The organism is Inquilinus sp. YAF38, assembly GCF_052113205.1.
GTDB lineage: Bacteria > Pseudomonadota > Alphaproteobacteria > DSM-16000 > Inquilinaceae > Inquilinus.
Genome location: NZ_JBFRCU010000193.1, coordinates 1 through 2,280 on the forward strand (window position 1 = coordinate 1; position 2,280 = coordinate 2,280).

At 71.4% G+C, this 2,280-nt stretch carries 3 protein-coding genes; 2 read left to right on the forward strand and 1 reads right to left on the reverse strand.

Annotation, left to right across the window (positions count from 1 at the left end; translation table 11 throughout):
• Positions 1-438, reverse strand: a 438-nt coding sequence (locus AB4Z01_RS36105; RefSeq protein ID WP_441701659.1) for a hypothetical protein, incomplete at its 3' end; no start/stop codon positions are given.
• A 218-nt stretch (positions 439-656) separates the two neighbouring features.
• Here AB4Z01_RS36105 and AB4Z01_RS36110 point away from each other — a divergent pair.
• A complete protein-coding gene (locus AB4Z01_RS36110; RefSeq protein ID WP_441701661.1) occupies positions 657-1,136 on the forward strand; it encodes a Tat pathway signal sequence domain protein in 480 nt (159 codons plus the stop codon).
• A 13-nt stretch (positions 1,137-1,149) separates the two neighbouring features.
• Positions 1,150-2,094: an alpha/beta hydrolase gene (locus AB4Z01_RS36115; RefSeq protein ID WP_441701662.1), complete on the forward strand. Its 945-nt coding sequence runs from the start codon at positions 1,150-1,152 to the stop codon at positions 2,092-2,094.
• The last annotated feature ends 186 nt before the right edge of the window (positions 2,095-2,280 follow it).

A 2,280-nucleotide genomic window follows, 5' to 3' on the forward strand; every position in this document is an offset into this window, starting at 1 on the left:
GGCGAACCGCGCGGCCTCGGCATCGGGGCCGGGCAGGCTGACCGGCACCAGCACCGGCTCAGCCTCCTGCGGTTCCGGCGCCGGGCGCGTCACCTCCTGCAGGGCGTCGGCCCAGGGGTCGAGCGGCGGCGCCGGCTCGGGCAGGCGCGGCACCGCGGCGAAGGCGGAGCCGAAGAAAGCCCGCGTCGGGTTGGCCGTCAGGCCGGGGGAGGATGCCGGGGGCGCCTCGGCCAGGCGCCGCGTCGTGGCGATAGCGGGCTGCGGCCGCACCGCTTCCGCCGGGTCGACCACATGTGCAGGCTCGACCGCGATCCCGGCGAGATCGACGGCGATGACGGGCGGCGATGCCGGGCGCGTTGAATCGATCGCGATCGCGCCGCCGAGGGCGGCAGCCCCGACAAGCGCGATCGACAGAAGAAGGAGGCCCTTCGACGTCATGCCCGGCCTCCCCCTCTTCGGCGCGTGGGGCGGAGCCCATCCGGGCGCACTCCGCCCGGCGCCGCCGGGAGACGGGGCAACGCTCTGCGCCGGCGATCGGGCCCGGGATTCATCTCGTTGAAACCCGGAACACCGACCGCCCAAGTGCATTTCATTGCGGTCACGGGGAGCGCGGGTATCATGGCGCGCGCTGCGAGTCCAGACCGACGGAAGGCCATATGTCCCGCAAAACCGCTGAAATCCGCCGTTCCGCCTGGGTTCGCCCGGCCCGCTTTTTCGCTTTTTTTGTCGCGATTGCCGCCTTTCCGGCGCTGGCGCAGGACAAGCCCGCCGCCGAGTCGGCGCCGAAAGAAGCGATCGACATCGAGCTGAACAAGCTTGAGCCCGGCAACAATGGCTGCCGCGCCTTCATGGTCATGCACAACGGCACCGGCCGGAGCTACAGCAACCTGCAGCTCGACCTCGTGGTGTTCGACCCGAAGGGCATCATCGTCGACCAGCTGGCCGTGGACATGGCCCCGCTGAGCGCGGGCAAGACCATGGTCAAGGTGTTCGAGATCGCTGGTCATGATTGCGGTAGTTTCGGCCGTGTGCTGTTGAACGACGTGTTGACGTGCAAGGCGGGAGAGGCAGCGGTCGAACGCTGCATCGATCTATTGGTTCCCACCAGCCGGGCGGCGATCGGTTTCATCAAGTAAAGAAGGCCGGATCATGGCGGTCGACCCGCAGATCATTGCGATGCTTGAGCGGATCGCCGCTGTTACCGGCGACACAGCGCCGGCAGAGCGCCTGGCGCCGGCCGAAGCGCGGCGCGCCATGACCGCGGTGCTGCCGCTGTTGAACGAGCACGCGCCCGCCGTGGCGCGGGTCGAGGACCGCACCCTGCCGGGTGCTGAGGGGCCGATCGCCGCACGCATCTACGATCCCGGCACGTCCGATCCCTCGCCCGCCATCGTCTACATCCATGGCGGCGGCTGGGTGCTGGGCGACCTGGACAGCCATGACGGCGTGTGCCGGGAGCTGGCGCAGCGCTCCGGCCTCAAGGTGGTCAGCCTCGGCTACCGGCTGGCGCCGGAGCATCCGTTCCCGGCCGCGCTCGAGGATTGCGTCGCTGCGGTGCGCTGGCTCGCCGCCCGGGGCCGCGACTGGGGCATCGACCCCGCCCACCTGGTGATCGCCGGCGATTCCGCCGGGGCCAACCTGTCACTCGCCACCCTGCTGGCGCTGCGCGACGCCGGCGAGCAGCCGCTGCGCGCGGCGGCGCTGGTCTATGGCGTGTTCGCGCCCGACCACGACACGCCATCGCATCTGGCTTATGGCGGCGACAACCGCTATTTCCTGTCGACTGCCGAGATGGAGTGGTTCTGGGGCCGTTATGTCCCGGCCGGCATCGACCGGCGCACGCCGCTGGCCGCGCCGCTCTACGCCGATCTCGCCGGCCTGCCGCCGCTGTACCTGACCGCGGCGGAATACGATTGCCTGAGGACCGACAGTGAACAGCTCGCCTACCGCCTGGCCCTGGCCGGGCAACCGCACGAATTCCGGCTGTGGCGCGGCATGATCCACGCCTGTCTGCACATGGCCGGCAATGTCGAGGCGATGCGCGCCGAGATCGACCATCTGGCCGCCTTCCTGCGCCGGCAGGCGACGGCATGAGCCGCCCGCCTCGCCCACCGAAACCCGGCGTCGGACGCGCGCGCGGCCTCGGCCGATCCTCCGAGACCGGCGACGAACAGCGCCCGCCGCGCGGACGCAAGCCCGCCGGCGGGGCCGGAGCCCAGGCCGAGCGGCCGGCACGCGATGCCCGGCGCTCCGACAGGCCGTCCCGCGGAGCCCCTGCGG

What these genes read in the sequence shown, in the direction of transcription:
- AB4Z01_RS36110 (WP_441701661.1), top strand. Translation starts at nt 657, where the DNA reads ATGTCCCGCAAAACCGCTGAAATCCGCCGTTCCGCCTGGGTTCGCCCG.
- AB4Z01_RS36115 (WP_441701662.1), top strand. Translation starts at nt 1,150, where the DNA reads ATGGCGGTCGACCCGCAGATCATTGCGATGCTTGAGCGGATCGCCGCT.